Source organism: Serratia sp. CY81684 (genome assembly GCF_052166595.1).
In the GTDB taxonomy this organism is placed as follows: domain Bacteria; phylum Pseudomonadota; class Gammaproteobacteria; order Enterobacterales; family Enterobacteriaceae; genus Serratia; species Serratia nematodiphila.
Genome location: NZ_JBJNOO010000003.1, coordinates 239,700 through 261,191 on the forward strand (window position 1 = coordinate 239,700; position 21,492 = coordinate 261,191).

The 21,492-nt window shown below is 59.5% G+C and carries 24 protein-coding genes; 11 read left to right on the plus strand and 13 right to left on the minus strand.

Annotated elements, in window-relative coordinates:
- The first annotated feature begins 155 nt into the window (after positions 1–155).
- Complete coding sequence (locus ACJ8QF_RS08940) at positions 156–773, plus strand: LysE family translocator (protein WP_004941674.1); 618 nt, start codon at positions 156–158, stop codon at positions 771–773.
- A 2-nt stretch (positions 774–775) separates the two neighbouring features.
- Here the strand turns inward: ACJ8QF_RS08940 and ACJ8QF_RS08945 are convergent, their stop codons facing one another.
- Entirely contained in the window at positions 776–1,228 is a 453-nt protein-coding gene (locus ACJ8QF_RS08945) for a GNAT family N-acetyltransferase (RefSeq protein ID WP_004941678.1), read from the minus strand.
- Between the two features lie 43 nt (positions 1,229–1,271).
- Entirely contained in the window at positions 1,272–1,874 is a 603-nt protein-coding gene (locus tag ACJ8QF_RS08950) for an XRE family transcriptional regulator (protein ID WP_131165024.1), read from the minus strand.
- 43 nt (positions 1,875–1,917) lie between these two features.
- Between ACJ8QF_RS08950 and ACJ8QF_RS08955 the strand changes: the two genes are divergently transcribed.
- A complete protein-coding gene (locus tag ACJ8QF_RS08955; protein WP_004941683.1) occupies positions 1,918–2,610 on the plus strand; it encodes a B3/B4 domain-containing protein in 693 nt (230 codons plus the stop codon).
- Between the two features lie 6 nt (positions 2,611–2,616).
- Here ACJ8QF_RS08955 and ACJ8QF_RS08960 read toward each other — a convergent pair whose 3' ends face one another.
- Positions 2,617–2,832, minus strand: coding sequence for a hypothetical protein (locus ACJ8QF_RS08960; protein WP_004941687.1), 216 nt, complete (start codon positions 2,830–2,832; stop codon positions 2,617–2,619).
- A gap of 852 nt (positions 2,833–3,684) precedes the next feature.
- On the opposite strand from ACJ8QF_RS08960, the gene ACJ8QF_RS08965 reads away from it, so the two are divergent.
- Positions 3,685–4,761, plus strand: a complete 1,077-nt coding sequence (locus tag ACJ8QF_RS08965) for an AI-2E family transporter (protein WP_442537465.1) — start codon at positions 3,685–3,687, stop codon at positions 4,759–4,761.
- A 44-nt stretch (positions 4,762–4,805) separates the two neighbouring features.
- Here the strand turns inward: ACJ8QF_RS08965 and bcp are convergent, their stop codons facing one another.
- Both bcp and ACJ8QF_RS08975 read right to left on the minus strand, forming a co-directional pair.
- Entirely contained in the window at positions 4,806–5,270 is a 465-nt protein-coding gene (bcp, locus tag ACJ8QF_RS08970; RefSeq protein ID WP_015378709.1) for a thioredoxin-dependent thiol peroxidase, read from the minus strand.
- Positions 5,271–5,272: 2 nt separating this feature from the next.
- Positions 5,273–5,878 carry a glycine cleavage system transcriptional repressor gene (locus ACJ8QF_RS08975; protein WP_369783268.1) on the minus strand — a complete coding sequence of 202 codons (606 nt, stop codon included), beginning with the start codon at positions 5,876–5,878 and terminating at the stop codon, positions 5,273–5,275.
- A gap of 110 nt (positions 5,879–5,988) precedes the next feature.
- Between ACJ8QF_RS08975 and dapA the strand changes: the two genes are divergently transcribed.
- The 6 genes from dapA (at position 5,989) to ypfH (ending at position 12,781) form a co-directional block, all read left to right on the plus strand.
- The gene (gene dapA, locus ACJ8QF_RS08980; protein ID WP_004941701.1) at positions 5,989–6,870 is read left to right on the plus strand and encodes a 4-hydroxy-tetrahydrodipicolinate synthase; all 882 of its coding nucleotides are present in this window, start codon (positions 5,989–5,991) and stop codon (positions 6,868–6,870) included.
- A gap of 16 nt (positions 6,871–6,886) precedes the next feature.
- Entirely contained in the window at positions 6,887–7,939 is a 1,053-nt protein-coding gene (gene bamC / locus ACJ8QF_RS08985; protein ID WP_442537466.1) for an outer membrane protein assembly factor BamC, read from the plus strand.
- 170 nt (positions 7,940–8,109) lie between these two features.
- Positions 8,110–8,823 (plus strand): phosphoribosylaminoimidazolesuccinocarboxamide synthase, encoded by a 714-nt coding sequence (gene purC, locus ACJ8QF_RS08990; protein ID WP_004941708.1) that lies wholly within the window; start codon positions 8,110–8,112, stop codon positions 8,821–8,823.
- Between the two features lie 209 nt (positions 8,824–9,032).
- Positions 9,033–9,902: a KPN_02809 family neutral zinc metallopeptidase gene (gene ypfJ, locus ACJ8QF_RS08995; RefSeq protein ID WP_442537467.1), complete on the plus strand. Its 870-nt coding sequence runs from the start codon at positions 9,033–9,035 to the stop codon at positions 9,900–9,902.
- A gap of 56 nt (positions 9,903–9,958) precedes the next feature.
- Positions 9,959–11,971, plus strand: a complete 2,013-nt coding sequence (locus ACJ8QF_RS09000) for a tRNA(Met) cytidine acetyltransferase TmcA (protein ID WP_442537468.1) — start codon at positions 9,959–9,961, stop codon at positions 11,969–11,971.
- A 120-nt stretch (positions 11,972–12,091) separates the two neighbouring features.
- Positions 12,092–12,781: an esterase gene (ypfH, locus tag ACJ8QF_RS09005; RefSeq protein ID WP_015378704.1), complete on the plus strand. Its 690-nt coding sequence runs from the start codon at positions 12,092–12,094 to the stop codon at positions 12,779–12,781.
- A gap of 30 nt (positions 12,782–12,811) precedes the next feature.
- On the opposite strand, the gene ACJ8QF_RS09010 is transcribed toward ypfH, so the two are convergent.
- The 5 genes from ACJ8QF_RS09010 to ACJ8QF_RS09030 all read right to left on the minus strand — a co-directional run bounded on the left by ACJ8QF_RS09010 (position 12,812) and on the right by ACJ8QF_RS09030 (position 15,986).
- Positions 12,812–12,997 carry a YpfN family protein gene (locus ACJ8QF_RS09010; RefSeq protein ID WP_004941720.1) on the minus strand — a complete coding sequence of 62 codons (186 nt, stop codon included), beginning with the start codon at positions 12,995–12,997 and terminating at the stop codon, positions 12,812–12,814.
- Between the two features lie 2 nt (positions 12,998–12,999).
- The gene (locus ACJ8QF_RS09015; RefSeq protein WP_004941723.1) at positions 13,000–13,674 is read right to left on the minus strand and encodes a M15 family metallopeptidase; all 675 of its coding nucleotides are present in this window, start codon (positions 13,672–13,674) and stop codon (positions 13,000–13,002) included.
- A complete protein-coding gene (gene dapE / locus ACJ8QF_RS09020) occupies positions 13,671–14,798 on the minus strand; it encodes a succinyl-diaminopimelate desuccinylase (RefSeq protein ID WP_004941726.1) in 1,128 nt (375 codons plus the stop codon). The genes ACJ8QF_RS09015 and dapE overlap by 4 nt, the downstream gene beginning before the upstream one ends.
- Positions 14,795–15,181, minus strand: a complete 387-nt coding sequence (locus ACJ8QF_RS09025; protein WP_004941730.1) for an ArsC family reductase — start codon at positions 15,179–15,181, stop codon at positions 14,795–14,797. Before ACJ8QF_RS09025 ends, dapE begins: the two co-directional genes overlap by 4 nt.
- Before the next feature lie 253 nt (positions 15,182–15,434).
- Positions 15,435–15,986, minus strand: a complete 552-nt coding sequence (locus ACJ8QF_RS09030) for a LuxR C-terminal-related transcriptional regulator (RefSeq protein ID WP_004941733.1) — start codon at positions 15,984–15,986, stop codon at positions 15,435–15,437.
- A 531-nt stretch (positions 15,987–16,517) separates the two neighbouring features.
- Here ACJ8QF_RS09030 and ACJ8QF_RS09035 point away from each other — a divergent pair.
- Positions 16,518–16,943, plus strand: a complete 426-nt coding sequence (locus tag ACJ8QF_RS09035; RefSeq protein WP_004941737.1) for a GNAT family N-acetyltransferase — start codon at positions 16,518–16,520, stop codon at positions 16,941–16,943.
- A gap of 7 nt (positions 16,944–16,950) precedes the next feature.
- Here ACJ8QF_RS09035 and ACJ8QF_RS09040 read toward each other — a convergent pair whose 3' ends face one another.
- Together ACJ8QF_RS09040 and ACJ8QF_RS09045 are read right to left on the minus strand one after the other, a co-directional pair.
- Complete coding sequence (locus ACJ8QF_RS09040; protein ID WP_004941740.1) at positions 16,951–17,382, minus strand: GNAT family N-acetyltransferase; 432 nt, start codon at positions 17,380–17,382, stop codon at positions 16,951–16,953.
- Positions 17,383–17,391: 9 nt separating this feature from the next.
- Positions 17,392–17,871, minus strand: coding sequence for a tetratricopeptide repeat protein (locus ACJ8QF_RS09045; protein WP_154870963.1), 480 nt, complete (start codon positions 17,869–17,871; stop codon positions 17,392–17,394).
- A gap of 216 nt (positions 17,872–18,087) precedes the next feature.
- Between ACJ8QF_RS09045 and ypfM the strand changes: the two genes are divergently transcribed.
- Positions 18,088–18,147 (plus strand): protein YpfM, encoded by a 60-nt coding sequence (gene ypfM / locus ACJ8QF_RS09050; RefSeq protein ID WP_100396732.1) that lies wholly within the window; start codon positions 18,088–18,090, stop codon positions 18,145–18,147.
- A gap of 126 nt (positions 18,148–18,273) precedes the next feature.
- Here the strand turns inward: ypfM and acrD are convergent, their stop codons facing one another.
- A complete protein-coding gene (acrD, locus tag ACJ8QF_RS09055; RefSeq protein ID WP_004941747.1) occupies positions 18,274–21,411 on the minus strand; it encodes a multidrug efflux RND transporter permease AcrD in 3,138 nt (1,045 codons plus the stop codon).
- Between the last annotated feature and the right edge of the window lie 81 nt (positions 21,412–21,492).

Below are 21,492 nucleotides of genomic sequence, written 5' to 3' on the forward strand. Positions count from 1 at the left end.
AATTGAAAGCACATTTTAACGTCATGAGGATATTCTTGCCATCTGTTGAACGGTTTTGACGGCCGCCGCGGCAGGCGGAGGCCGTTCTTCTTCCACGAGGAAAGCGCAATGGTTCTCTGTTCGGTGTGGCGCGGTGCGTTTGAGAGGGCGCCGGCATGACGCTCGCTCTGTTCGCCGCGTTTTGGGCGGTGTCGATTTTGTTGGTGATCACGCCGGGTATGGATTGGGCCTATGTGATCTCGGCGGGTATTCGCGGCCGCGTGGTGGTACCTGCCGTCGCCGGTTTGCTGTTTGGCCATTTGTTGATGATTGCGATCGTGGTGGCGGGCGTCGGCGCGCTGCTGGTCGGTAACCCGCTGGCGCTGACGGCGCTCACCCTGTTGGGGGCGGCTTACCTCTTGTGGATCGGTTTCAACATGCTGTTGCACCCGCCGGTGCCCGGCGCCGGTGAAGATCAGCGTTCCGATTCCTGGCTGCGCTGGGCCGGCAAAGGCGTGTGCGTCAGCGGGCTGAACCCCAAGGTGTTTCTACTGTTTCTGGCGCTGCTGCCACAATTTACCGACGCCCGAGCCGAATGGTCGGTGCCGATGCAGATGCTGGCATTGGGCGTCGTGCATTTGATCAGCTGCGGCCTGGTGTATCTGCTGGTGGGGTTTGGTTCGCAGTCGGTGCTGCGCACGCGTCCGCAGGCCGCGAAGGTGGTGGGGCGCATCTCAGGCGCGGCGATGATCGTCATCGCCCTCGGGTTGCTGGCCGAGCAGGCGCTGAAATAGCATTACCGTCGGTAGATGTCCGGCCGGGCGATCTGCCAGACAAAGTCGGGGCGGTTGATGGCGCTATAGCCCACTTTTTCATAGAGCCAGGGGGCGGTGCTGGTGACCAGCATGACTCGCCTCAGCGTCGCCATCAGCGGATGGGCCTGGCAACATTCCGCCAGCCACAGGCCCAGCCCGCTTTTTTGGAATGTTTCCAGCACGTACACGTCGCACAGATAGCCGAAAGTGGCGTAATCGGTGACCAGCCGGGCGAAACCGATTTGCCTGGCGCCGTGATACAAACCGAAACACAAGCTGTGGGCGAGGGACTGGCGAACGGTCTCTTTGTCAATGCCCTCTGCCCATGACGAACGGGTCAGAAATGCATGGATGGCATCGAGATCCAGCAGGGCAGGATCGGTGCTGATGAGATAGTCCGCACGCTGCCACTCCCGTGGGGCAGGGGTTGTCATGATGGCTCTTCTCCTATGCAAGCGTTCAGGTCAGGGTCGCCGTTCAGGCGTGCAGTTCGGCGACCGTCATGGTGAAAATCAGCGTGTCTTCGCCTTCGTTGGCGTACCGATGTGGGCCGTCCGTTTTGGCGACCGCCGAACAGCCCGGCGCAATCCTGAGCTCGGTCTGTTCGACGGCAAGGCTCAAGACGCCTCGCTCAACGTGCAGCAGCTCGAAGGTGCCCGTCGGGTGGCCGCCCGATGCATAGGCTTCCCCCGGCGCCATTTCCCACCGCCACAGTTCTATCATGTTCGGGCCTTGGGTGCCCGCGAGCAAACGTGCCGAGCCGCCGCGATCGCCATGCCACAGCGTGGGAATATCTTGGCTTTCAATCAGGTAGGCGGCAGGCGCGCGGGTGACGTTGACGATGTCCGCCACCGACAGGCCCAGCGCCGCCGCGAGTTTGCACAGGATGGCGATGCTGGGATTGGCGGTGCCTTTCTCGATCTCCACCAGCATGCCTTTGCTGACGCCCGCCCGGCGCGACAGTTCATCCAGCGATAGCTTTTGGCTTTTTCTCTGTTGCTTGATGCGGTGCGACACCGCTTCGCTGACGGTTTGCACGTCGGCGCCGAACTCGGTCGGTCTGTTGACTTTTGCGTTCATCGGTCAATATTATGCAATAAAATGGTCAATATAGGATTATTCAATGATTTTAGTCGATCCGTCAATCGATCCGGCCGTCGCTGCGCTGGCACCCGGTTTCCGGGCGTTAAGCATTACCGCGGTTGCGGCTCCCATGGCCCATCCGAACGTAGGGGCATTGGCGTTGACGCAAGCCTGTCGCGCTCTCGCCGAGGAAGACGCCCCCTGGGCAGAGGCGCATCTCACGGCCTGGCGCGAGGTTTTCATGCAGTTTGGCGCCAAACCCAAGCGTACGCCCTGTTCCGCCGACGCCCTGCGCAAGCGCGCGTTGCGCGACGGCACGATACCCAGCATCGATCCGGTAGTCGATCTCTACAACGCCGTCAGCATTCGTTATGCGGTGCCGGTGGGGGGGGAGAATATCGCGGCCTATGTCGGCGAGCCGCGGCTGATTATCGCGGATGGCAGCGAACTGTTTGATACCGTCAAGGAGGGGGCGGTGATCCATGAATCGCCGGAGGCGGGTGAAGTGGTTTGGCGCGACGATCGCGGCGTGACCTGCCGCCGCTGGAATTGGCGCCAGGGGGTCAGAACCCGGTTGAGCGCCGAGGCCGAGCGGATGTGGTTCATCCTGGAGAGCCTGCCGGCGATGCCGTTGGCGGCGCTGCACGAGGCGGGCGACGAATTGATTGCCGGTTTACGGCAAATGATGCCCGGCGTCACGGTAGAGCAACGGCTCATCGGCCGCGCCTCGTAACAGGCGTCAGCACTGGCGGCGGACCAAACCGGTGATCAAATCCAGCGCGTCGTCCGCCGCCGCGATTTCGCTTTCGCTGAGCGCCTGCCGTTCGATGAAGCTCTCGATGGCTTCCAGCAGGGAGAAGATGCTGATTTCATCTCCTATCTTGACGACTTCGCAAACGCCACGCCCGATCGCCAGACAGATGGCTTCATCAAATTCACACGGTTTGCTGTTCATTTTTCCCCCTACGGCATTTGGGATTATATCGGCCATGCTACCGGTTTTTTCCCGGTGGCTGTCTGACGAAAATCCCATTTTTTCGTTGATGCTGACGGGCGTACGATCGCGGGCATTGGCGAAATTCTGATTTCCTCACCGTGGCCAAATTTCCCTTGTGACCACCGTGCCGGCGCGGTATTGTCGCCAAATGACGACAATACCGCCTCATTGTCCGCATAAAAAATTCATGACGTTATCATCCCTTCATCCCGCTGCCGTGCGGGATTTTTTTATGAGGTTTATCTCAAAGTGCGGATAACCTCGACGCGATCGCTTGCCATGTTCTGGGAATAATCCTAGCTTGAAATAGTCATTTAGGGTTAGCAATCCCTCATGACCTCCTTGTAACACTTGATGCACCAGAACGTTTTCTCCCCCGCTTAGGCGGGGGTTTTTAATGACGTGCATCGGAAAAGGCCGTGAACGTAGAACCGACAGAGTTCGTGACGATAACCAGTTTAAGCATCAGGGGACGGGACAATGAAAAATGATCTGGCGGCGGCGATCGCGATTGGCTGTGTGTTGTTGTTCGCATTGGCGGTCGGTTCGCCCCTTTCTATCGCTACTTCGCTGTAATCTTCCGCGGCCCCGCTCGGGGCCGCTCATCGAGCCCGTCGCCGCGTCTGCGGATTTTTGCGTCGATCGCCTGCCCGCGCGATAAAATCAGCCAAATCGCTGTTGATGTATGGCGAACTTTGAGTACTCTGAGTGCTTTGCACATCCCGCGTGCGCCCGTTCTATCTATGCTTTAATCAGGCCCATCACAGGAATCGCCATGCCCGCCCGCCAAATCTCAAGGAGCTCGCTCTGATGCTGGAGATGTTATTACAGTGGTACCGCCGCCGCTTCACCGATCCTCAGGCCATCGCGCTGCTGGTGATCCTGGTTGCCGGGTTCCTTATTCTCTATTTTTTGCACGGCATTCTGACCCCGTTGCTGGTTGCCATCGTGCTGGCGTATCTGCTCGAGTGGCCGACCGCGCGCCTGCAGCGCATCGGCTGTTCGCGCACCTGGGCGGCGAGCATCATGCTGCTGGTGTTCGCGGGCGTCGCCATGCTGCTGGTGTTCGTCGTCGCGCCGACCGCCTGGCAGCAGGGCATCAATCTGATGAGCGATCTGCCGGGTATGCTCAATCAGTTCTATAACTTCGCCGCGACGCTGCCGAAGCGTTATCCGGCGCTGGTGGATGCCGGCATCATCGACATGATGGCGGAAAACCTGCGCAGCCGGTTGTCCGGCATGGGCGAATCGGTGGTGAAATTCTCGCTGGCGTCGCTGGTCGGCCTGCTGACGTTGGCTATCTATCTGATCCTGGTGCCGATGATGATGTTCTTCCTGCTGAAGGACAAAGAACAGCTGCTGAACGCGGTGCGCCGCGTGCTGCCGCGCAATCGCGGCCTGGCGGGGCAGGTCTGGAACGAGATGAATCAGCAGATCACCAACTACATTCGCGGCAAGGTGCTGGAGATGGTGATTGTCGGCGTGGCGACTTACCTGGTGTTCGCCGTGCTGGACATGCGCTACTCGCTGCTGCTGGCGGTGCTGGTAGGGTTCTCGGTGCTGATCCCCTACATCGGCGCGGTGCTGGTCACCATACCGGTGGTGGTGGTGGCGCTGTTCCAGTGGGGCGTCGGCGCCGATTTCTGGACGCTGATCGTCGCCTACCTGGTGGTGCAGGGGCTGGACGGCAACCTGTTGGTGCCCATTTTGTTCTCCGAAGCGGTCAACCTGCATCCGCTGGTGATTATCCTGTCGGTGATCGTGTTCGGCGGGATGTGGGGCTTTTGGGGCGTGTTTTTTGCCATACCGCTGGCGACGCTGGTGAAGGCGGTGATCCATGCCTGGCCGGATGAACTGCGGGTCGAGGTGGAAGGCAAGGCCGACTGACAGGGAAGAAACGAAGCGCAGCAGGCCGCTGCGCTTCGTGAGAATTATTGCTGCAGGTAGTTCAGAACGATGTCGTGGTGATTGGTGGTTTTGAAATCATCAAACACTTTTTCAATCTTGCCGTTGGCATCGATCAGGAAGCTGATGCGGTGAATGCCGTCGTAGGTCTTGCCCATGAAGGTTTTCTCGCCCCACACGCCAAACTGTTGTGACACCTGATGATCTTCATCAGACAACAGCGTGAAGTTGAGCAGCTCCTTTTCGGCGAAGCGCGACAGTTTTTCCGGTTTGTCGGTGCTGATGCCCAGCACTTCGACGCCGACCTTTTTTAATTCGTCCATGTTGTCCCGCAGGCCGCAGGCTTGCACGGTGCAGCCCGGCGTCATCGCCTTCGGATAGAAATAGACCAATACTCGCTGTCCCTGGAAGTCGGCCAAATTAATTTCCTCACCGTCCTGGTCAGGCAAACTAAATTTCGGCGCTGTGTCACCGGCTTTCAATGGGCTCATCACTACTCTCCATCTTTCTCGTCATGCTGTGGATAGTTCACCACGCTAATACTGCCTTGCGCGTTCAATTCTGTACATAGGCGATGGAAGGCTTGCTCAATATTTGAGGCGTCCCGATCGCCGGAGCTGTGGGCGGTAATTTGGATATACAGCTGCGGCGGCAGGTCGCCGTCCGCCGGCTGCGTGCGCGAGACCAGTTCGGCGATATTCATCTGGCTGGAGTCGAACAAATCGGTAAAGCGTTCGATGATGTGCGGCGAGTCCTTCACTTCCACCTGCACCCACACAGTGGCCGGCATCGGCGGCCTTTCGTGCGAGTTTGTGCGCTTCATCACGATCAGCAGATCCAGCTCCGCGCCTTTTTGCGGCAGGGTGGATTCGATCAGGGTGATGGCGTTCCAACTGCCGGACAGCAGCATGATGAACGTGAACTCCTCTCCCAGCATGGCCAGACGGCTATCTTCGATATTGCATCCGCAACTGCTGACGTGGCGGGTGATGGTATTGACGATTCCGGGGCGGTCGGCGCCGAGCGCGGTAATCACGAGATAGTGTTCGTCTGACTGAGGCAAAATAGCGCTTCCTGTCGTGCTTAATGGGGTTACCATGGTAAACATAAAAAAAACCGCCTGCCAAGCGCTTACAACGCGGTTGTGCGCTTGCTTTTGGATAGGCAGCAAAAGTACCATGAGTGACTTGTTTGTGGAGGGGACGGCCAATGTTTACGGGAAGTATTGTTGCACTGGTTACGCCGATGGACGACAAAGGTGCTGTCGATCGCGCGAGCCTGAAAAAATTGATCGATTATCATGTAGCCAGTGGCACCGCGGCGATCGTTTCCGTAGGGACCACCGGCGAGTCCGCAACGCTTGCCCATGACGAGCACGTTGACGTGGTGCTGCAGACGCTGGAGTTGGCCGATGGCCGCATTCCGGTGATCGCCGGCACCGGCGCCAACGCCACCGCCGAAGCCATCGCGCTCACCACCCGCTTCGCCAACACCGGCGTGGTGGGCTGCCTGACGGTAACGCCGTACTACAATAAGCCGACGCAGGAAGGGCTGTATCAGCACTTCAAGGCGATCGCCGAGAGCACCGAACTGCCGCAGATCCTGTATAACGTGCCTTCGCGCACCGGCTGCGACATGCTGCCGCCGACCATCGCTCGGCTGGCGAAAATCAAGAATATTGTTGCTGTAAAAGAAGCGACGGGGAACTTAAGTCGCGTTAGTCAGATCCAAGTGCTGGTTGACGATGAAGATTTCATTTTGCTGAGCGGCGACGACGCCAGCGGGCTGGACTTCATGCAACTGGGCGGCAAAGGGGTGATTTCCGTGACGGCCAACGTGGCCGCGCGCGAGATGGCGGAACTTTGCGCGCTGGCGGCGCAGGGCAAATTTGCCGAAGCGCGCCGCTTAAATCAGCGCTTGATGCCGTTGCATCAGGATCTATTTGTAGAAGCAAACCCAATTCCGGTGAAGTGGGCCTGTAAGGCGTTGGGATTGATGGCAACCGATACGCTGCGTCTGCCGATGACGCCGTTGAGCGAAGCCGCCCGCCCGGTGGTGGAGCGCGCGCTGAAAAGCGTCGGTTTGCTGTAACTCTAAGGGAAATTTGATGGCTTATTCATTGCAAAAGTCGACGGTAGCAAAAGTAGTGGGCATCTCATTGGTGATGATGCTGGCAGCCTGCAGCAGCGATCAGCGCTACAAGCGCCAGGTCAGCGGCGACGAGGCCTACCTCGACGCGGCTCCGCTCAAGGCGCTGAACGCGCCGTCCGGCATGATCCTGCCGGTGCAGAGCGGCAACTATGACGTGCCGGCCACAACGGTGCAAGGCAACGTCGGCAAGCAGCTAGACATTCGTCCGCCGGTGCAGCCGTTGGCGCTGCTGAGCGGTTCACGCGCGCAATACGCCGGCGACAGCGGCACGCTGCTGCTGGAAAACAGCCCGCAGAACCAGAACCTGTGGTCGCGCGTGGTCAGCCTGCTGCAGGCGAAGAACATCGCGATCGCTTCCCGTCAGGACGCCGGTCAGACCCTGACCACCGACTGGGTGAAGTGGAACCGTCTGGACGAAGACAACCAGTACGAAGGCCGTTATCAGATCAGCGTGCAGCAGCAGGGCTATCAGCAGGCGCTGGTGGTGAAAAGCGTTGGCCTGCAGCAGCAGGGCAAGACCGAACAGGTGACCGATCAGTCTGAGATCCAGCGCTACAACGGCATGATGATCAACACCCTGATCGAAGGCCTGGACAAGCAGGATAACCTGGCGAGCTCCCAGACGGCCAGCCGCTTCGGCGCGCTGGACGTGCAGAGCGGTGCCGATGATACCGGCCTGCCGATGCTGGTGGTGCGCGGCCCGTACACCGTCGTGTGGGATCGCCTGCCGCCGGCGCTCGAAAAACTGGGGATGAAAGTGGGTGACCGCAGCCGTCCGCAGGGCACCCTCGCCGTGACCTACAAGTCCCTGAGCAGCAGCGATTGGGATGCGTTGGGCGTCAAGGATCCTGAACTGACGGAAGGCGATTACAAACTGCAGGTCGGCGATCTCAACAACCGCACCAGCCTGCAATTCATCGATCCGAAAGGCAAACCGCTCACCCAGTCGAAAAACGACGCACTGGTGGCGGCATTCCAGTCAGCCTTCAGCAAAACCAGCGTTAACTAATCAAAAAGGGGCTTCGGCCCCTTTTTGTTTTGTCTATACGGTATCGTTTGCGTCGCAGGTTTGGCACAATAGTGTCCGGCACGCCAAAGAATTCATTAGGTCAATTCTATACCCCCTAATTTCGGGCCGCGCTCGGGAGACAACGGGGATACATCACTGGAGTAAGTAAGATGCAAAAGCTAGCTGAGCTGTATCGCGGAAAGGCAAAAACCGTTTACACCACCGAGAATCCCGATCTGTTGGTGTTGGAGTTCCGCAACGATACGTCAGCACTGGATGGTCAGCGCATTGAGCAGTTCGATCGCAAAGGCATGGTGAACAACAAGTTTAACCATTTCATCATGAGCAAACTGGAAGAAGCCGGCATCCCGACCCAGATGGAGCGTCTGCTGTCCGACAACGAAGTGCTGGTGAAGAAATTGGACATGGTGCCGGTGGAGTGCGTGATCCGCAACCGCGCCGCCGGTTCGCTGGTGAAGCGTCTGGGCATTGAAGAAGGTCTGGTGCTGAACCCGCCGCTGTTCGATCTGTTCCTGAAAAACGACGCCATGCACGATCCGATGGTGAACGAATCCTACTGCGAAACCTTTGGCTGGGTGAGCAAAGAGCATCTGGCGCGCATGCGCGAGCTGAGCTACCGCGCCAACGACGTGTTGACCCAGCTGTTCGACGACGCCGGCCTGATCCTGGTCGACTTCAAACTGGAGTTCGGTCTGTTCAACGGTGAAGTAGTGCTGGGCGATGAGTTCTCGCCGGACGGCAGCCGCCTGTGGGACAAAAACACCCTGGACAAGATGGACAAAGACCGTTTCCGTCAAAGCCTGGGCGGCCTGATCGAAGCCTACGAAGAAGTGGCGCGCCGCATCGGCGTGAAACTCGACTAAGCGTCGGCACCGCCATTCGGGGCGATCCGGCCGGATCGTCCCGCTATTCTGCGTTTTTCCAGAAAATTTCTACATTTCCTCCGCGGCAGACCATTTATAATGATGGATGTGAGATGACTAAAACCTATCCCACTCAGGCTTGAAGCTGCCTTTGCGCTTACGATCGCGGCGCAACTTCAACGAGCAAGGGAAATATCTGGAGTGTATTTATGCGTTGGCAAGGGCGTCGGGAAAGTGACAATGTTGAGGATCGTCGCGGGCAGTCTTCAGGTTTGGGCGGCGGTGGCGGCGGTTTCCGCGTGCCGGTGGGTGGCAAGGGCGGCATCGTCATTCTGGTGGTGGTGCTGGTGGCCGGTTATTACGGCATCGATCTGTCGCCGCTGTTGAACGGCGGTAACGTCGCACCGCAGGGTCAACAACAGAGCGCCAACATCAGTCCGAAAGACGATGAACTGGCCAAATTCACCTCAGTGGTGCTGGCCTCGACCGAGGATAACTGGAAAGAGATTTTCCAGCGCATGGGCAAAACCTATCAACCGCCGAAGCTGGTGATGTATCGCGGCGTAACGCGCACCAGCTGCGGCACCGGTCAGTCGGCGATGGGGCCGTTCTACTGCCCGGGCGACAGAACGGTGTATATCGATCTGTCTTTCTATCAGGACATGAAGACCAAGCTGGGCGCCGGCGGTGATTTCGCTCAGGCCTATGTGGTGGCGCACGAAGTCGGCCACCACGTGCAGAACCTGCTGGGCATCGAGCCGAAGGTGCGCCAGATGCAGCAAGGCGTCAGCCAGGCGGAAGTGAACCGCCTGTCGGTGAAAATGGAGCTGCAGGCGGACTGCTTCGCCGGCGTGTGGGGCAAATACGCCGAGAAGCAGCAGATGTTGGAAGAGGGCGACCTGCAGGCGGCGCTGAATGCCGCGCAGGCGATTGGCGACGACCGGTTGCAGCAGCAGAGCCAGGGCCGCGTTGTGCCGGACAGCTTCACCCACGGCACTTCGCAGCAGCGCTACACCTGGTTTAAACAGGGCTTCGACAGCGGCGATCCCAATACCTGCAACACCTTTGCATCCCGTTAACGCCTCAAGTGCCGGAGCCTGACTCCGGCATTTTTTTCGGATTGAGATACAGCCTTATGCTACAGGCAGCGCAACAACTCATGCGGCGGCAGGGCATCCGGCGCCTGCTGGTGCTCAGCGGTGAACCCGAGTGGTGCCGCGAACAGGCGCAGCGGCTGGCGGCGGCGCTGCCGGGCGACTGGCCGTGGGTCGGGGAGAATCCGCCGCCCGGCCAGGCGGCTTTGCCGAGCCGCGCGGTGCGCCAATTGCTGGGGCAGGAGCGGCTGCACGCGGTGTTCGACGCCGGTCACTCGCTGGACGTAGAGGCGCTGGCGGCGCTGTGCGGCGCATTGCGCGCCGGCAGCTGGCTGCTGCTGTTGACGCCGCCCTGGCGGCAATGGCCTCAGTTGCCGGACGGCGACAGCCTGCGCTGGAGCGATTGTCCGCAGCCGATCACCACGCCGCATTTCATTCATCATCTGCAGCATCATTTGGCCGACGACAGCGAAGTGACTGTCTGGCGGCAGGATGAGCCCATGACGCTGGCCGCGCTGCCGGCGCGTGAGGGTTGGCAGCCGCCGGATGGCGGGCCGACCGAGGAACAACAGGCGATCTTGACGGCGTTATTGCAGGCCGAGTCCGGCGTGTGGGTGCTGACCGCCGCCCGCGGCCGCGGTAAATCGACGCTGGCCGGCATGCTGATGGCGCAGTCGCCGCTGACCTGCTGGATCACCGGGCCGAGCCGCGCCGCCACAGAGGTGGCCGGGGAATGGGCGCAGGGGCGCGCACAGTTTTGGGCGCCCGATGCCTTGCTGGCGCAGTGCCGGGAGGGGGACGTCAGTGACGTGGGCTGGCTGCTGGTGGATGAAGCGGCGGCGATCCCCGCGCCGTTGTTGCAACAGCTGATCGGCTATTTCCCACGCGTGTTGCTGACCACCACGGTGCAGGGCTATGAAGGCACCGGCCGCGGTTTTCTGCTGAAGTTTTGCGCCGGGCTGCCGTCCTATCAGGCGTTGAGTCTGCAACAGCCGATGCGCTGGGCGCAGGGGGATGCGTTGGAACGGGTCACGGACAATGCGCTGTTGTTCAACGAGCTGCCCGCCTGGCCGGTGGATGGCCAGGCGATCGATTACAGCCAGGCGGAGCAGCGTGAACTGTGCGCCGATCCGCAGCGGCTGGCGCGTTTCTATGCTCTGCTGAGCAGCGCGCATTACCGCACCTCGCCGCTGGACTTACGCCGGCTGATGGACGCGCCCGGCATGCATTTCGGGCTGGCGCAGGCCGGACAGGAGGTAGTCGGCGCCGTGTGGCTGGCGGAAGAGGGCGGGTTGAGCGCCGAGTTGGCGCACGACGTGTGGGCCGGCCGCCGCCGGCCGCGCGGCAACCTGGTGGCGCAGTCGCTGGCGGCGCATGGCGGCCAGTGGTGGGCGCCGACGCTGCGGTCACGGCGCATTACCCGCATCGCGACGCTGCCGACGCTGCGGCGGCAGGGTATCGCGCGTCAGCTGGTCGAGCGGCAACGCCGCCAGGCGCAGGGGCTGGATTTCCTGTCGGTCAGCTTCGGCTATACCGAGCCGCTGTGGCGCTTTTGGCAATCCTGCGGTTTCGAGCTGGTGCGCATCGGCAGCAAGCCGGAGGCCAGCAGCGGCTGTTATACCGCGATGGCTATCTTGCCCCTGAGCGAGCAAGGGGAGGCGCTGCGGCACGCGGCGCACAAGCACCTGGCGCGCGACTGGCCCTGGCTGCGGCAGCGCATCGAACTCGTGCTGGCGATCCCGGGCGATGACGGCGACACGTCGCTCGGCGAAGAGGACTGGCGCGAACTGGCCGGGTTCGCTTTCGCCCATCGGCCGCTGGAGGCCAGCCTGGGGGCATTGCAGCGTTTGCTGTTGGCCAGCAGTCTGCCGCTGCCCGCGCTGCGCGGCCACCTGCAACGGCGGCAATCCCCGGCGGCCTGCGTGGAGCAGGCGGGCGTAAGCGGCCAGAAAGCCTTGCTGCGCCACTGGCGGCACGAAACGGCGCAGGCGCTGGAACAGTTGAATGCGCAACACTGCCGCTACTGGCGCGACTGGGTGCAGTCGTTGCAATAAATTGAATAACTCGCTCAATAAAACCCGATTTTCCCGATTTCTCAACGGCGTATAGTCACTGTCAGCGGTGTGGCGGCGACTGTCGCCACACCAGGTTTGGTTACTATTAAGGAGTCATCGATGAAACATGAGCATTTCGTTGTCCAAAGCCCGGCGACCCCGGCGGCGCAGCTGATCTTGCTGTTTCACGGTGTCGGCGACAACCCGGTGGCGATGGGGGAGATCGGCAGCTACTTCGCCAAAGACTTTCCTCAGGCACAGGTGGTGAGCATCGGTGGCCCCGAAGCGTTTGGCAACGGCGCCGGGCGCCAGTGGTTCTCGGTACAGGACGTGACCGAAGAGAACCGCGCGGCCCGCATCGCAGACGTGATGCCGCAGTTTGTGGCCGTGGTGCGTCATTGGCAGCAGCTGAGCGGTGTGGGCTATGCCGGCACTGCTCTGGTGGGGTTCTCGCAGGGGGCGATCATGGCGCTTGAGGCGTTAAAAGCGGAAACCCGGCTGGCCGGGCGCGTGGTCGCGTTCAGCGGGCGTTTCGCCCAGTTGCCTGAGCAGGCTTTCGGCGACAGCGTGGTGCATTTGATCCACGGTGAAGAGGACGCAGTGATCGCGGTGCAACACGCTCACGCGGCGGCAGAAGCGTTACGGGCCAACGGCGTGGATTTCACGCTCGACGTGGAAGAGAACGTCGGGCATGCGATCAATCAGGGCATGATGAACGCCGCGCTGGAAAGGCTGCATTATTACGTGCCGCAGCGCTACTGGGACGAGGCATTGTCCGGCAAGCGCGGCGAGCTGATCGCCTTTCGCTAAAAACTCAGGGCGCCGATGAGCGCCCTGATGTCATTTCTTTTTCGGCCAGTCGTCTTCGTCATCCCACTGGGCGTTGTTGTCGCGGTGCGGCGGTATCTCCGGCTTGTTGGCCAGATAGCTTTTCACGTCGACGCGGCGCAGTTCCTTGATGCCGCTGACGACCATCCCCACCAGAACCAGCAGAATAATCCACCAGTAATCAGCTAACCATTGCATAGCTACTCCTTTCCTTCACTGCGTATGAAACGCGAAAAAATCGAGGGCAGATGGCGTTCGAGCCATTCGACACCGGCGACCTCCTTGTCTTGCCAGGCCGCCAGCAACAGCGCCGGGGTCAGCAAATGTTCAGCCTCTTGCGCCAGCGGCCGGTAGCTCAGATGCCACGGCTCCACCGCCACGCCGCCGCTGTCTTCGGTAAAGGGGCGATAGAAACCGAACTCGGCCATATGCGCCGTCAGCCACTGGTTGAGCGGCGCAAAGTAACCGCCTTCTTCATATTCCCACGGCTCCAGCTGCAGCTTTTGCCCTTCCGGCAACAGCGACGGATCGTACACGTCCAAATCGCTGCCCCAGTGATGGCGGCTGGCGCCAGGCAGGGCTGACCAGCGCAGGATCGCCTCACAGCGCTCGGCGGCGGACAGCGGCGCGACGTCGATCGGTTGACTGTCCTTATCTAATACTGGCCGCTGGCCGCAGAATTTGCCATTCCAAATCGCCAACTGGCGATCGAAATCGCGGAAGGTGCTGGCGGGCTGGAGATCGAATCCGGCTTCACGCGCGGCCTGCTGCATCGCCAGGAAGGCATTGACCGCCTGCGGCTGCAGCCGATGGTTGCCGCTCAGCGGCGCCAGGTGTTCGGTCGAACGGCCGGTGAGCATTTCTGCGGTGATCATGCGACCAATTGCTCCATGATGCGTTGATACATGCGGCTCAGCAGCTGCAGATCCGCGGCGTTGACACATTCGTTGACCTTGTGGATGGTGGCGTTGACCGGCCCCAGTTCCACCACCTGCGCGCCCATCTGCGCGATGAAGCGGCCGTCGGAGGTGCCGCCGGTGGTCAGCAGCTGCGGCGTCAATTCAGAATAGTGCTCGACGGCGTTGACCACCGCATCCACCAGCGCGCCGCGCGAGGTGAGGAACGGTTGACCGGACAGCCGCCATTCGATGCTGTAATTCAACTGGTGGCGTTCCAGCAGCTCTTCCACGCGCTGCTTGATCATCGCGTCGGTGAGTTCGGTGCTGAACCGGAAGTTGAACTGCACGTAGAGATCGCCCGGGATCACGTTGTTGCTGCCGGTGCCGGCCTGCACGTTGGCGATCTGCATGCTGGTCGGCGGGAAGAACTCGTTGCCGCGATCCCATTCGATCGCCACCAGTTCATTCAGCGCCGGCATGGCGCGGTGCACCGGGTTGTCTGCCAGATGCGGATAGGCGACGTGCCCCTGTACGCCGTGGATATGCAGGTTGGCGGTGATGGAGCCGCGACGGCCGTTTTTCACCACGTCGCCGACGCGTTCGGTGCTGGACGGCTCGCCGACCAGGCAGTAATCCAGCCGCTCGTTGCGCGCCATCAGCGCTTCGACCACTTTAACCGTGCCGTGGGTGGCGCTGGCTTCTTCATCCGAAGTGATCAGAAATGCCAGGCGGCCCCGGTGATTCGGGTTGGCGGCGACAAAGCGTTCCGCGGCCACCACCATCGCGGCCAACGAGCCTTTCATGTCCGCCGCGCCGCGGCCATACAGCATGCCATCGCGGATTGCCGGTTCAAACGGCGGGTTGTCCCAGCGTTTTTCATCGCCGGTCGGCACTACGTCGGTGTGCCCGGCAAACGCCAGGGTTTGCCCTTCGCCGCGCCAGGCCCAGAAGTTTTGGGTGTCTTCGAAGTCCATGGCTTCGACGGTGAAGCCGATCGCCTGCAGGCGTTCGATCATCAGTTGCTGGCAGCCTTCGTCATTCGGGCTGAGGGAAGGGCGTTTGATCAACTGCTGGGCCAGTTCGATAACCGGGCAAGTCATACGGCAACCTCGGCGATAAATTGTTGGTAAGCGTCGGCGTTGAAACCGAGCAGAGCGTGGCCGTTGCCGTCGTCCAGCAGCGGACGTTTAATGATTGCCGGCTGCGCCAGCATCAGCGCGATGGCGGCGTCGGCGTTATCACAGGCGTTGCGCTGCGCTTCATCCAGCTTGCGCCAGGTGGTGCCGCGGGTATTGAGCAGCGGCTCCCAACCCAGTTGCGCGACGAAACCGCGCAGTTGCTGTTCGGTCAGGCCGTCGGCGCGGTAGTCGTGAAAATGATAGGCTATGCCTTGATCTTCCAGCCAGCGGCGGGCTTTTTTGATGGTGTCGCAGTTTTTGATGCCGTACATCGTCAGCGTTGTCTGTTGCGGTTTATTTGCCATGGCGTAAAGCTACCTGTCTCGTCGAGTCGATACTGAGCGGCGGGCGCGGTCTTAGGCCTTCTCGCCGCCCGGCGATAGCAGAGATAATGCCAGTAAAGCGGCGGCGAGATCCAGACAACGATGCGCGCGAGAGACGATTGGGCGCCAGGGAGAGAGGTTGGCAAATTGATGAAACGGCGATCTTCGCCGGCGGCGCTGTTAAAAGACGCCGGCGAACGCGTTCTGCCGCCAATGCGGCGCGGGGGAGAGAGAACTAATCTTTATTGATTCTTATGTTTAAACGCTCGGTCAAACACCGTACGCGGGTAATATGCAACAGTGGTTTTATCCTGCTGGTGCCGAGTTTTTTCATGATTCGTGATTTGTAATGATTGGCGGTTTTATTTCTGATATTCATGGCATTGCTGATGTCGGCCAGCGATTTTCCCGTCGACCACTCCGAGAGAAAATGCGATTCGCGCTGAGAGAGTTGCGGCGGCTCGGTATAGTGACTGTAACGCTTATATAAGTCGCCGATCAGGTGGCTGAAGCGGCTCAATGATATAAGGTTTGATAATATAATGGTCTTATTGTCGACAATCACCATCTCATGCAGACAGTCGGTGATAATGATTATTTTGTAGGTATTGGGGTTGGCATATTCATCGCGGTAACGTGCTTCAAAGTTGGCGATGGTGACATCGATAAAGCAGACCCTTCTGCGGCTAAAGCCGGCCGGCGCGCGTTTTTCCGCCCAGGTTTGGTTAATGAGTTGTCGGATGCCGACGGTGGTATAAGCACACTCGCTGAAAATATCAATTTCCATTTTATTATAATCCTTTACTTTTTATTTCCCGGTGAGGATGGCTATCTTAAAACATAAAAAAAGAAATAATCCAAATAATTGCATGTTGAACTTTTCTTGCGCCGCAAATGAATGAGCGTTATCTGGGCGCGAGCTTTGAAGGGAAGGTTATATACTAGCATGATTTATAAAGAGTAAATCTTTTTTTCAACCGAATTTTTAAGCAAGGTAAGGTTAATAGAATAGACATCTTCTATTAATACCGCGGTAATTAAAAGGAATTAACATAGTTCAAGGCTATCAAAATATGTAAAATGATCGTTTTTGACGATCGTTTGAGGGTGACTGTTTAGGCTTAACGAATTAATAACTAAGATTTTTCTTGGTTTTATCACGATGAGTGGCTTTATTTTGAACGTCACCAGAGTCGGCGCTGAGGTCATGAAAAAATTAACGTTGAAATTGAGACAAAGATAATTCTAAACAAAGAAACTGCGATGTTTTAAGCTGTAATCAGAGTGTGAGCATGGATGATTGATCCGGAGAGCCGGCGTGAAAAAATGTCATATCGAAATTTCCGAGCGGGTAACGCAGGAAATAACGTCCTGTATCGCGGAGGGATTGGATCGTTTTAACGATCAACATATCGGCTACGGCGATCGTCTGCCGCTGGCGGTGGTGGTAAGAGATCCCGACAGTGGGGAAGTTCTGGGAGGGATTACCGGACGCTCATCGTTAGGGCTGCTGTTTCTCGAGCTCTTTTATCTGCCGGAAGCGCTGCGCGGCGCGGGGTTGGGCAGCGAACTGTTGCGCCGTTTCGAGCAGGAAGGCCGCCGGCGCGGTTGCCTTTCCGCCGTGTTGTACACTATCAGCTTTCAGGCGCCGGATTTTTATCAACGGCATGGCTGGCAGCGTATGGGTGAAGTGCCTTGCTTGCCGCCGGGAACCCGCCGTATCTTTATGAGCAAAACCTTGTGATGCACGTTTAACGCACGTAGCCTCCTTGTTGCAGGCGCTGCAGCGCAGCGCCGTCCGCATACACCATGCCGGTGGTCAAATCGTGAAAGCCGTACTTTTTATAGAAGGCGAGCTTTTCCGGCACGGAATAGATGAAAATCTTGCCGAGCGGCGCCAGATCTTGCATCACCCGATCCATCAACCTGCGCCCCAGCCCTTGTCCCTGAAAGCGCGGATCGATCGCCACGTCCGCCAGATAAGCGACCGATGTCAGATCGCTGATGGCATGTGCAGTGGCGATCAACTCGTCGCCGATAAACCCCCAATAGCAAAACTGGCTGTGTTGGTAAACGCGCCGCAAGGTGTGCGGATCGCGCTTGCCCAGCCCGGCGGCCTCCAGCAATTCACACAGCCGCTGCCAGTCGATGGCGCGGCGGCTCGGGTCGGTGATAATTTCCATCGTTTTCCTCTAACCGATAAGACTGAGATCGGCGGCATAGTGCCGAATGGCGCGTTGATAACCGCGGATGTCGGGGTCTGACGAGGTTTCCGCCAGCAGCAGCAACAGATCGGTCACGGCCCGTTTATTTTCACCCAGGTTGTACAGCGCCATGGCGCGAAACAGCATCAGCTCGTTGGCCTGCGGGAACTCGGCCAGGCCGTCGTCGAAAGCCCGTAGCGACGCCGGATATTCTCCCAGGGCGCGGTAGGTGCTGCCGAGACCCAGCCAGGCCTCGCGGCGTTGGGCGGGCGGCAAATCGCGAGCCAACGCCGCGAGGTAACAGGGAATGGCCTGTTGCTCCAGGCCCTGTACGTCATACAGGCAGGCCAGCTGAAAGTGCAGCGTTGCCGCTTCCGGCTCCGCCGCCAGCTGCCGTAACGCCAGCGCAGTGGCTTCCTGATAGCGGCCGTGCGTTTTTAACTCTAAGAGAGACAAAGAAGTGGACATGATCTGGGCTCCATTGGCGTATTTTTATACCTTTTACACGCTACCGTGGAGAAATTGATATCACAAGGGAATAGCTGCACTGAACATTGATCAGATAAATACGAAAATGTGCGCTAAGCCCGGTTTCCGAGCCCGGCATCGTTCCCGTTTCCCTTCACATGGTCAAAAAACAGGCGTAGAATCCGCTTCGTCAAATAATTGAGGTTGTAAAGTATTATGGTTGATCGTGAATTAGGAAACTGGAAAGACTTCATTGATGAGATGTTGGGCAACTGACACAGCGTTGAAGCAGATGGCAAGGTTGAGTCATTGGAAAGTCACTGAAACACCTTGGGAACGAGATTTTCGTTCGAAATAAAGCAGCATCGGTAACCCGACGCTGCTTTTTTTATATCTCGCGGATCAGTCCCCGGTGGCCGGCGTATTGCCTGCCGGATGCGCTTTACCCGGGAAACGGCGGCGAACCAGCACAAAGAACAATGGCACGAAGAAAATCGCCAGCAGGGTGGCGGAAATCATGCCGCCCATTACCCCGGTGCCTACCGCATGCTGGCTGCCGGAACCGGCGCCGCTGCTGGTAGCCATCGGCAGCACGCCGAAGATGAACGCCAGCGAGGTCATCAGGATCGGCCGCAGGCGCATGCGGGACGCGTCGAGCGTCGCCGACATCAGATCCTGCCCTTTATGGTTCAGCTCATTGGCGAACTCGACGATCAGAATGGCGTTTTTCGCCGACAGCCCAATGATGGTCAACAGGCCAACCTGGAAATAGACGTCGTTCTCCAGGCCGCGCAGCCAGGTGGCGGCGACCGCGCCGATCACCCCCAGCGGCACCACCAGCATCACCGAGAACGGTATCGACCAGCTCTCGTACAGCGCCGCCAGGCACAGGAACACCACCAGCAGCGAGATGGCGTACAGCGCCGGCGCCTGCGAGCCGGACAGCCGTTCCTGATAGGACATCGCCGTCCATTCCAGACCAAAGCCGGTCGGCAGTTGGCTGACCAGTTTTTCCATTTCCGCCATGGCGGTGCCGGTGCTGACGCCGTTGGCCGCCTCGCCGACGATCTCCAGCGCCGAACTGCCGTTATAGCGCTCCAGCCGCGGCGAACCGTACTCCCAGTGCGAGCTGGCGAAGGCCGAGAACGGCACCATGCCGCCCGCGCTGTTGCGCACATACCATTTGTTAATGTCATCCGGCAGCATGCGGAATGGCGCCGCGGCCTGCACGTAGACTTTTTTCACCCGCCCGCGGTCGACGAAGTCGTTGACGTAGGTCGAGCCCCAGGCGGTGGAGAGGGTATTGTTGATGTCGTCGATCGATACGCCCAGCGCCTGAGCCTTGCGCTGATCGATATCGATTTGCAGCTGCGGGCTGTCGTCCAGGCCGTTGTGGCGCACGCGCGACAGCAGCGGGTTTTGCGCCGCCAGCTGCAGCAGCTGATCGCGCGCCGCCATCAGTTTGGCGTGGCCGAGCCCGGCGTGGTCTTCCAACTCCATGTCGAAGCCGGAGGAGTTGCCGAGACCGGTGATCGCCGGCGGGCTGCTGGCGATCACCCGGGCTTCGTTAATCTTGTTGAATGCCAGCGTGGCGCGGTCGATGATGTCGAACGAGCTGTTGGCGCCCGAGGTGCGCAGATCCCAGTCTTTCAGCCGCACGAACAGGCGCGCCACGTTTTGGCCGTTGCCGCCGGGCCCGGAGCCGATGATGGCGAACACCGACAAAACGTCCTGTTTCTCTTCGGTGAGGAAGTACCGCTCGACCTTTTCCACCACTTTGGAGGTTTGCTGCAGGGTTGATCCCGCCGGCAACTGCACCTGTACGGTGAAGATGCCGCGGTCTTCCTGCGGCAGGAACGAGGTCGGCAGCTTGATGAACAGCAGCGCCATGCCGCCGAGCAACAGCAGATAAATCACCATGTAGCGGCCGCTGGCGTGCAGAATGCGCCCCACGCCGCGCTCATAGCGATCGGCATTGCGGTTGAACATGCGGTTGAACCAGCCGAAGAAGCCGCGCTTGCCGTGATGGTGCCCTTTGGCGATTGGTTTAAGCAGCGTGGCGCACAGGGCCGGGGTCAGGATCATCGCCACCAGCACCGACAGCACCATGGCGGAGACGATGGTGATGGAGAACTGGCGATAGATGGCACCGGTGGTGCCGCCGAAGAACGCCATCGGCACGAACACCGCCGACAGCACCAGGGCGATGCCGACCAGCGCGCTCTGGATCTGCCCCATGGATTTGCGCGTGGCCTCTCGCGGCGGCAAGCCTTCCTCGCTCATCACGCGCTCGACGTTCTCCACCACCACGATGGCGTCGTCCACCAGCAGGCCGATCGCCAGCACCATGGCGAACATGGTGAGGGTGTTGATGCTGAAGCCGCAGGCGGAGAGGATGGCGAAAGTGCCCATCAGCACCACCGGCACGGCGATGGTGGGGATCAGCGTGGCGCGGAAGTTCTGCAGGAACAGATACATCACCAGGAACACCAGCAGGATGGCCTCCAGCAGCGTTTTCACCACGTCCTTGATCGAGGCTTTGACGAACGGGGTGGTTTCATAGGCTACTTTGGCCTCCAGCCCGTGCGGGAAGTATTGCGACAGCTCGGCGATCTTGTCCTTCACCAACTGGTCGGTCTGCAGTTCGTTGGCGCCGGAGGCCAGTTTGATGTTCATGCCTGCGGCCTGCATGCCGTTGTAGCGGCTGAGGTAGTTGTAGTTCTCGCCGCCCAGTTCGACGGTGGCGACGTTGCCCAGCGTCACCAGCGAGCCGTCCTGATTGACCCGCAGGGTGATCTGGCGGAACTGTTCCGGCGTCTGGAGCTGCGACTGGGCGTTGATGGTGGCGTTCAGCGCCTGTTTATCGACCGACGGCGTGCCGCCCAACTGGCCGACCGCCACCTGGGCGTTCTGCGACTGAATGGCCTTGACCACGTCCTGGGTCGTGAGCTGATAGCTGTTGAGCTTGTTGGGATCGAGCCAGATGCGCATGGCGTATTGTGAGCCATACACGTCCATGCTGCCGACGCCGTTGATGCGGCTGAGCGGATCCTGCAGGTTGGAGACGATGTAATCGGCGATGTCCTGCTTGTCCATGCTGTTGTCAGTGGAGACGAACGCCACCATCATCAGCGTAGTGTCGCCGGATTTCGAGACCGTGACACCCTGATTCTGCACCGCCTGCGGCAAACGTTTGATCGCCGCCTGCAGCTGGTTTTGCACCTGCTGCATCGCCTCGTTGGGATCGGTGCCGGCTTCGAACGTCAGCGTGACGGTCGCCTGGCCGGTATTGGTGCTCTGCGACGACATATACATCATGTTGTCGAGGCCGGTCATATTTTGCTCAATGATTTGGGTGACGGTGTTTTCCAGCGTTTGCGCCGAGGCGCCTGGGTAAGTTGCGCTGATGCGCACGTTCGGCGGCGCCAAATTCGGGTATTGTTCTACCGGTAAAGAAAAAATCGCCAATGCCCCGGTTAGGCAAAGAATAATTGCCAGCACCCAGGCGAAAATCGGGCGATCAATAAAAAAATTGGCCATGCAGCGCGAACCTCGTTATGACTTGTTCTATCTTTAAAACGCATCGGAAATATGCATTTCAGCGGCAGGGAAGGATTCCGG

What these genes read in the sequence shown, in the direction of transcription:
- ACJ8QF_RS08940 (WP_004941674.1), top strand. Translation starts at nt 156, where the DNA reads ATGACGCTCGCTCTGTTCGCCGCGTTTTGGGCGGTGTCGATTTTGTTG.
- ACJ8QF_RS08945 (WP_004941678.1), bottom strand. Translation starts at nt 1,228, where the DNA reads ATGACAACCCCTGCCCCACGGGAGTGGCAGCGTGCGGACTATCTCATC.
- ACJ8QF_RS08950 (WP_131165024.1), bottom strand. Translation starts at nt 1,874, where the DNA reads ATGAACGCAAAAGTCAACAGACCGACCGAGTTCGGCGCCGACGTGCAA.
- ACJ8QF_RS08955 (WP_004941683.1), top strand. Translation starts at nt 1,918, where the DNA reads ATGATTTTAGTCGATCCGTCAATCGATCCGGCCGTCGCTGCGCTGGCA.
- ACJ8QF_RS08960 (WP_004941687.1), bottom strand. Translation starts at nt 2,832, where the DNA reads ATGAACAGCAAACCGTGTGAATTTGATGAAGCCATCTGTCTGGCGATC.
- ACJ8QF_RS08965 (WP_442537465.1), top strand. Translation starts at nt 3,685, where the DNA reads ATGCTGGAGATGTTATTACAGTGGTACCGCCGCCGCTTCACCGATCCT.
- bcp (WP_015378709.1), bottom strand. Translation starts at nt 5,270, where the DNA reads ATGAGCCCATTGAAAGCCGGTGACACAGCGCCGAAATTTAGTTTGCCT.
- ACJ8QF_RS08975 (WP_369783268.1), bottom strand. Translation starts at nt 5,878, where the DNA reads ATGGTAACCCCATTAAGCACGACAGGAAGCGCTATTTTGCCTCAGTCA.
- dapA (WP_004941701.1), top strand. Translation starts at nt 5,989, where the DNA reads ATGTTTACGGGAAGTATTGTTGCACTGGTTACGCCGATGGACGACAAA.
- bamC (WP_442537466.1), top strand. Translation starts at nt 6,887, where the DNA reads ATGGCTTATTCATTGCAAAAGTCGACGGTAGCAAAAGTAGTGGGCATC.
- purC (WP_004941708.1), top strand. Translation starts at nt 8,110, where the DNA reads ATGCAAAAGCTAGCTGAGCTGTATCGCGGAAAGGCAAAAACCGTTTAC.
- ypfJ (WP_442537467.1), top strand. Translation starts at nt 9,033, where the DNA reads ATGCGTTGGCAAGGGCGTCGGGAAAGTGACAATGTTGAGGATCGTCGC.
- ACJ8QF_RS09000 (WP_442537468.1), top strand. Translation starts at nt 9,959, where the DNA reads ATGCTACAGGCAGCGCAACAACTCATGCGGCGGCAGGGCATCCGGCGC.
- ypfH (WP_015378704.1), top strand. Translation starts at nt 12,092, where the DNA reads ATGAAACATGAGCATTTCGTTGTCCAAAGCCCGGCGACCCCGGCGGCG.
- ACJ8QF_RS09010 (WP_004941720.1), bottom strand. Translation starts at nt 12,997, where the DNA reads ATGCAATGGTTAGCTGATTACTGGTGGATTATTCTGCTGGTTCTGGTG.
- ACJ8QF_RS09015 (WP_004941723.1), bottom strand. Translation starts at nt 13,674, where the DNA reads ATGATCACCGCAGAAATGCTCACCGGCCGTTCGACCGAACACCTGGCG.
- dapE (WP_004941726.1), bottom strand. Translation starts at nt 14,798, where the DNA reads ATGACTTGCCCGGTTATCGAACTGGCCCAGCAGTTGATCAAACGCCCT.
- ACJ8QF_RS09025 (WP_004941730.1), bottom strand. Translation starts at nt 15,181, where the DNA reads ATGGCAAATAAACCGCAACAGACAACGCTGACGATGTACGGCATCAAA.
- ACJ8QF_RS09030 (WP_004941733.1), bottom strand. Translation starts at nt 15,986, where the DNA reads ATGGAAATTGATATTTTCAGCGAGTGTGCTTATACCACCGTCGGCATC.
- ACJ8QF_RS09040 (WP_004941740.1), bottom strand. Translation starts at nt 17,382, where the DNA reads ATGGAAATTATCACCGACCCGAGCCGCCGCGCCATCGACTGGCAGCGG.
- ACJ8QF_RS09045 (WP_154870963.1), bottom strand. Translation starts at nt 17,871, where the DNA reads ATGTCCACTTCTTTGTCTCTCTTAGAGTTAAAAACGCACGGCCGCTAT.
- acrD (WP_004941747.1), bottom strand. Translation starts at nt 21,411, where the DNA reads ATGGCCAATTTTTTTATTGATCGCCCGATTTTCGCCTGGGTGCTGGCA.